At 45.6% G+C, this 6,089-nt stretch carries 8 protein-coding genes; 6 read left to right on the top strand and 2 right to left on the bottom strand.

Annotated features, from left to right (window positions below; translation table 11 throughout):
• Nucleotides 1–270: TlpA family protein disulfide reductase (locus ACEW9J_RS02505; protein WP_373543570.1), on the bottom strand; the 270-nt coding region annotated here is incomplete at its 3' end.
• A 475-nt stretch (nucleotides 271–745) separates the two neighbouring features.
• Here ACEW9J_RS02505 and ACEW9J_RS02500 point away from each other — a divergent pair.
• The 6 genes from ACEW9J_RS02500 to ACEW9J_RS02475 all read left to right on the top strand — a co-directional run bounded on the left by ACEW9J_RS02500 (nucleotide 746) and on the right by ACEW9J_RS02475 (nucleotide 5,763).
• On the top strand, nucleotides 746–1,021 hold the full coding sequence (locus ACEW9J_RS02500) for a hypothetical protein (RefSeq protein WP_373543569.1): 276 nt from the start codon (nucleotides 746–748) through the stop codon (nucleotides 1,019–1,021).
• Complete coding sequence (locus tag ACEW9J_RS02495) at nucleotides 1,018–1,386, top strand: clan AA aspartic protease (RefSeq protein ID WP_373543568.1); 369 nt, start codon at nucleotides 1,018–1,020, stop codon at nucleotides 1,384–1,386. The genes ACEW9J_RS02500 and ACEW9J_RS02495 overlap by 4 nt, the downstream gene beginning before the upstream one ends.
• Before the next feature lie 184 nt (nucleotides 1,387–1,570).
• Nucleotides 1,571–2,221 carry a cupin gene (locus ACEW9J_RS02490; protein WP_373543567.1) on the top strand — a complete coding sequence of 217 codons (651 nt, stop codon included), beginning with the start codon at nucleotides 1,571–1,573 and terminating at the stop codon, nucleotides 2,219–2,221.
• Entirely contained in the window at nucleotides 2,221–3,657 is a 1,437-nt protein-coding gene (locus ACEW9J_RS02485) for a sensor histidine kinase (protein WP_373543566.1), read from the top strand. Before ACEW9J_RS02490 ends, ACEW9J_RS02485 begins: the two co-directional genes overlap by 1 nt.
• A complete protein-coding gene (locus ACEW9J_RS02480) occupies nucleotides 3,654–4,334 on the top strand; it encodes a response regulator transcription factor (RefSeq protein ID WP_373543565.1) in 681 nt (226 codons plus the stop codon). Before ACEW9J_RS02485 ends, ACEW9J_RS02480 begins: the two co-directional genes overlap by 4 nt.
• A 289-nt stretch (nucleotides 4,335–4,623) precedes the next feature.
• Nucleotides 4,624–5,763, top strand: a complete 1,140-nt coding sequence (locus ACEW9J_RS02475) for a spondin domain-containing protein (RefSeq protein WP_373543564.1) — start codon at nucleotides 4,624–4,626, stop codon at nucleotides 5,761–5,763.
• Between the two features lie 115 nt (nucleotides 5,764–5,878).
• Here ACEW9J_RS02475 and ACEW9J_RS02470 read toward each other — a convergent pair.
• Nucleotides 5,879–6,089 (bottom strand): hypothetical protein (locus tag ACEW9J_RS02470; protein WP_373543563.1); only part of this gene is annotated, 211 nt, incomplete at its 5' end.

Below are 6,089 nucleotides of genomic sequence, written 5' to 3'. Positions count from 1 at the left end.
TGCATATTGTTGTTTCAGTTGTGAAACAGTGGGTGCAATATTTTTGCAAGCAGGACACCAACTAGCGTAAATATCCACAACTACTGGTTTGCCTTGCAATTGTTGAGCGAGTGGCCCACCAACAGAACTTGCAGAACTACTATTCTTAGCAGCACAAGGATTAACTTTCGAGGCACAAGGATTGGCAACAGAGCTAGATGAATTGACTGCTACAGCTCCCAAGCTAAGTAGAGAGATAATCGCAAAAGTAGCTAGAGACTTAATTTTCATGATTTTTCCTAGATAGAAGAAAGTAAACTGAATCAAACAATCGAAAGATCCTGAGTCCGAACATGGATATGCCGCGATCGAACTTTACAGGATGGTTGTCTAGTTTGAAGTGGCTGCCTGACATATTAGGCGAGTTGCCTATGAACTTAATTAAAAGAGATGAAGATGAGTCGGAGATGAAGATGAGATGGAGATTGAATAAAACTTGAAATATGTTAAAATCTTTGGAACGCTGCGGGATAACCAACTCGCTGGCACCGATAACGCCTCGTAATTTTGAAGCAGACTTCTGAGATTGCGGCTTACTGGCACGAATATGCAAAAAGTTTATAGTAGTAGGCTGGGTTGAGGAACGAAACCCAACAATCCCATTGTTTGAGAATCGGATATATATCGTTGTCGAGGGGGAGTCGAGATCCTATCGGCTCCCCCTCGATCTAAAATAGAAAGGCACAGTTGAAACGAGGTCAAACCTATGGCAGTTCGCCAACGACGTTACAGCAAAGAAGAGTTGGCTCAACGTGGGCAAGAACTCTATGAGTCTGGCATTCGAGAACAAGTCGAAGCGGGAAATGATGGTAAAATTGTGGCGATCGACATCGAAACCGGAGCCTTTGAGGTCGATGAAAATGTCGTGCCAGCAACTAATCGCCTGTTTGAACAATACCCCAACGCTCAACCGTGGGTGATTCGGATCGGATATCGTGCTGTGGATCATTTTGGGGCAAGGAGTCTGAAGAAAAATCCATGATTTACGGAGTAGTAAATTTACAGCGAGAAGCAACGCTTCCGCTTGTTGTTGGTAACACAAACAAGCAACAGAAAGTGGTTGATACCGTTATCGATACAGGCTTTAGCGGATTCCTATCTTTGCCATCTTCAATTATTACTGCCCTGGATTTACCTTGGAGTGCCTCGGATATTGTTACATTGGGTGATGGCAGCGAAACCCTGTTCGACTTATACACTGCGAATGTAATTTGGGATGGGCAGTACCGCGAGATTTATATCGCAGAATCAGAAACGGAACCCCTGTTAGGAATGGCATTGCTTTACGGTTATCGATTGCAGGTTGATAATATTGAGGGCGGTATCGTCAAAATTGAAGAACTGTGATTCCGCACAATATCTATCATTTGGTGCAGCACTTGGCAAGTTACCAAGTTTGAGTCGATCGAGAATTATCGGTCTTCATCAAAACTTTATCTAGGCATCAGTTCTGACTCATCTAAATTCCCCATATTCCACTTACACTAGGAGCTAGAGCGGATGAGCTAGGAATAAATATAGGCGAGAGCAGATGTCAGATTGCGATTGGTTAGTTACAAATGAGAGTCAATGCGTGCCTTTAGAAGGTAAAGCACAATCGATCGCGACCAAAACATATTGGGCGGAAAAACCTTATCGGCTCCATCGCTTTCTCACTGATGTTGAGGATATTATTTGGCACGAAAGTGACGATCGAGTGCGGCTCCAAAAAATCTGTCCGTTAGTCCGCAGATTACTTAATAGCTCGGAATGGATCTTATCTAACTTTTCGCTCCCCGATCCTGAAACTGGGTGGTCGGTTCAGCTTCATTATGACGAACCCGATTTCCCGATTACCGTTCAGACCGTAGCTTGGGCACCCCAGAGCGTTTCCCCCATTCACAATCATGCTACGTGGGGGATTGTAGCGATGCTGGACGGACAGGAGCAGAATACCTTCTGGAAACGATCGCCGACATCAGAATTCCCCGATCTCATCGAGCAAACCGGATCGCACCTGCTGACTCCTGGCGATATTCTCTGCTTGATGCCAGAGGCAATTCACCAAATTAAAGCGATTCCGCAAAGCGGACGCGATGCGAACGGTGATGAACCAACGATTAGCTTTAATGTCTATGGCGTGACTGACTACGATCGACGCTGTGAATTTAATTTAGCACAGCAAACTGCGGCTATTTTCTAATGCACCATTCATTCATCAAAGCGATCGGCAATTTATTTGGTCAGCGAATTTCACCGACTTCGCTCCAATTTCGTTTGAGTGTCGAATCGATCGCCATCGCGATCGTTAGTTTGAGTTGTGTCTCCCTTTGGGCTGGTTGGAGAATGGAGCAAACATTGATTACCACCAATAAGCAGCTCCTAGAATATATCGCGACTCGCTTTCCCGAACAAGTGGAAATGTATATGGAGACTGGCGGACTGACGGCGGGGATCGATCGCACAACCAAAAAGGTGGCGACTTCTGGATTAGCGATTTTAGTCCAGAGTCCCGATGGGCGGCTGCTGGGTAAGTCTGCAAATAATGATTCGGCTCCCGACAATGCCCAAATTATTGAAGCGATCGCGGTACCGACAACTCCCCAAATAATTCAGTTTCGCGGTCGGTCGATCGTCCTGTGCGGCAACAATTTGACAATTAATAGTAAAGTAGTTGGGAAAGTTTATCTTTCCAAAGATATTACCACCGAACAGAATAACCTCAATCAGAGTATCTATGGTTTGGCGATCGTCAGTATTTTGGCAACCGCGATCGCGATCCTCGCGATCGTTCACCGCGTTCGCAAAACTCTAGATCCACTTGCCCAAATTAGCCATATTGCTAGTGTGGTATCGATCGAAGATCTCAAATCATCTTCACTGCAACTCGATCGCGCACCCGATGAAATTCAAGGATTAGTCAAAGCTTTTAATCAGATGCTGCTGCGATTATCCGCAACTTGGGAACAGCAACGTCAATTTGTGGGCAATGTATCGCACGAATTACGCACACCATTGACCACGATCGGCGGCTATCTCCAAAGTTTACTGCTCAGGGGCGATAATCTTAGTACTTATCAGCAACAAGCGATCGCCACCGCTAGTGCTGAAACCACGCGTACCATTCAAATGCTCCAAGACTTGCTAGACTTAGCCAGAGCTGATAGTGGCAATTTGCACTTTCGTCAAAGTCCGGTATTTCTCAATACATTGCTAGTCGAAGTAGCTGCTATGAGCGAAAATGTCAGCGGTCGATCGGTGAAACTACTACCAACCGATTATGATGTTGTCGCTTTAGCCGACCAAGATCGACTCCAGCAGGTATTAATTAATTTAGTGGATAATGCAATTAAGTACTCAGCAGATGCTGTCGAGATTAAACTCGAAACTAGAGACAATCTGGCGATCGTCCAGGTGTGCGATCGGGGGATTGGGATTCCATTAGAGCATCAAAGTCGGATTTTTGAGCGGTTTTATCGGGCTGATGGAGCTGAAACTCGCTCTAGGGAAGGTACTGGTTTAGGACTAGCGATCGCCAAAAGTTTAATTGAAGGCATGAATGGTAAGATTACGCTGCGATCGAAACCCGCTCTCGGTTCTATGTTTACGATCTCTTTACCTGTTTGGACTCAGCCATGAACGATCGCATTTTAGTAATTGAAGACGATCGCAAGTTATCAGAATTTATCGCCGCCGAATTAACTTTAGAAGGTTATCAAGTTACTGTAGCTAACAGTGGTTTCGAGGGCTTGTCGATCGCCCGCGAGACTCCGCCAGATCTGATTATTTTAGATTGGATGCTGCCGGAAATATCGGGATTAGACGTGTGTATGCGGCTGCGAAATACAGGCTGTGAAATACCAATTATCATGCTGACTGCCAAAGATGAAATACCCGATCGCGTCACGGGTTTAAATGCTGGAGCCGATGACTATCTCACCAAACCTTTTAGCATTGCCGAATTGCTTGCCAGAATTAATGCCAGACTCCGGCGGATGTATCCTCCAGTCTCTGACAAATTGCAATTTCAAGATCTCACATTGAATCGACTATCTCGCGAAGTTTATCGTGCCGAAAACAAGGTAGAACTAACTGCTAAAGAATTCGATCTGCTGGAGTTTATGTTACGCCATCCCCAGCAAGTATTGACCCGCGAACAAATCCTTGAAGCAGTATGGGGTTATGAATTTGTTGGCGAATCAAATATCATCGAAGTCTACATTCGCGCGCTGCGGATCAAATTAGAAGTAAGTAACTCTAAGCGACTCTTGCATACAGTGCGTGGCGTTGGTTACGTCCTACGCGATCGGGGTTGAGTATTTTTTGCGCTGCTAAATTTGGGTATGAAACACCCAAATAACTCGATCGATTAATTGTCATGATTTATACAGAAAGCTTTATTTAATATCCATCCTATCTTCATCTGAGACTCATTTTTCTGAACTTTAATCTACTGTAATGCGAAAAATCTTGCTGTGGCTGGTAAATCTCGATCGGGCAAGGTGTTAGCGTTATTGACGCTCGCGCCTCCAGTGAGTAGGATTGCCCCATTCCAGCATTAATTTTTTTAGCAGTCACGATCGCATCATTACTCACAAAAAAACCATGCAAACTCAACTCACAATTGAAGTCGAAAATCTGGCACCGACTAAAGGTACCTTGCTCACTCCTGTTTGGTTTGGATTCCATAATGGTATGTTCGATACATACGATCGCGGTCGCCCTGCTTCTCTAGGGGTAGAGCGAATTGCTGAAGATGGTAACGTTAGCGTTATCGGCGCTGAGTTTCGACAGTCAGGATTTGGAACTGTTGCTGGAGTGGTTACTGGGCCATTAGTAGGTGCGCCTGGTCCGATCGATCCGGGTGAAACAGGCTCTTTTACCGTAACTTTAGATGCCAGCAATCCCAACAGTCGCTATTTTAACTTTGCTTCGATGATCCTGCCTAGCAATGACTTTTTCATTGCCAATGGTAACGAGCGCGCCCATGAAATCTTTGATGCCAAAGGCAACTTTCTCGGTGCCGATTTCACTGTGCTCGGCAGTCAAGTTTTGGATGCTGGTACTGAAGTCAATGACGAAATCCCCGCAAATACTGCCTTCTTTGGACAGTCAGTACCAAATACAGGTACTGTCGAAAACGGCGTAGTTCGCGCTGCGACTGGATTTATTCCAGGTGGTGCAATTTTGAGCGATCCCCGATTTGTCAATGCTGACTTTACTGCTCCTGACTACAAAATTGCTCGCTTTCGGATCTTCAATACCATCAATGGTACTGATGCTGACGACAACCTCTCGGGCACCAAACAAGACGATTTGATTAACGGTGGCGCAGGTGACGATAAGTTGTTTGGCGGCGCAGGTAACGACAAGTTGTTCGGTGGCTTGGGAAATGACACTCTCAACGGCGGTATTGGCGACGATATCTTGTTCGGTGGTGAGGGCAATGACACCCTGCTTGGTGGGGCTGGTGACGATCGCCTCTTCGGCGGTACTGGCTTCAATACTTTAACAGGTGGTGCTGGTCGCGATGTGTTTGGACTCGCTGCGGGTGCTGGTTTCGATACCATTACGGACTTTAACCTGGGCAGCGGCGATCGGTTAAGTTTGGCCAGTGGTTTGAAATTTAGCGATTTGACCATTTCTGGATTCGGTCGGAATACGGTGATTAGCTTTGGCAGTGATGAGCTGGCAATTTTGAAAAATGTCAGTGCTGCCAGCATTACTAGTACTGCGTTTGCCTAAACCACTTAAAAAATAGTTGTTATAGCTCAGATCTAGATTTGAGAGTTCGGCATCTTGCTCGATCGATCGAGCAAGATGCCCGAAATCATCAGTAAATGTATCCAGCACTGGATAATCATCTATTGGAAGATATTGGTTCTCCTGCTATTTTGGGGAAAACGCCCAAATTACATGTTAATACAATGTTGCCTAATGCTCCTTTAACCTGCTTGGTGCAACTAATGCTGGTTGTTGATGTGGTGGCTTCATCATGTTGGTGTTCCCGATCGATATACCTCAAGCTGTGCCCGTAACTGAGCGACTTCTTGCGCCAGATCCAGCACGAT

The organism is Chamaesiphon sp., assembly GCF_041737865.1.
GTDB lineage: Bacteria > Cyanobacteriota > Cyanobacteriia > Cyanobacteriales > Chamaesiphonaceae > Chamaesiphon.
Note: the sequence above shows the minus strand (reverse complement) of the source record. Positions and strands in the feature narration are given on the sequence as shown.

Excerpts from the sequence above, each read along its gene's own strand:
- ACEW9J_RS02485 (WP_373543566.1), top strand. The coding sequence starts at position 2,221 with ATGCACCATTCATTCATCAAAGCGATCGGCAATTTATTTGGTCAGCGA.
- ACEW9J_RS02475 (WP_373543564.1), top strand. The coding sequence starts at position 4,624 with ATGCAAACTCAACTCACAATTGAAGTCGAAAATCTGGCACCGACTAAA.
- ACEW9J_RS02480 (WP_373543565.1), top strand. The coding sequence starts at position 3,654 with ATGAACGATCGCATTTTAGTAATTGAAGACGATCGCAAGTTATCAGAA.
- ACEW9J_RS02495 (WP_373543568.1), top strand. The coding sequence starts at position 1,018 with ATGATTTACGGAGTAGTAAATTTACAGCGAGAAGCAACGCTTCCGCTT.
- ACEW9J_RS02500 (WP_373543569.1), top strand. The coding sequence starts at position 746 with ATGGCAGTTCGCCAACGACGTTACAGCAAAGAAGAGTTGGCTCAACGT.
- ACEW9J_RS02490 (WP_373543567.1), top strand. The coding sequence starts at position 1,571 with ATGTCAGATTGCGATTGGTTAGTTACAAATGAGAGTCAATGCGTGCCT.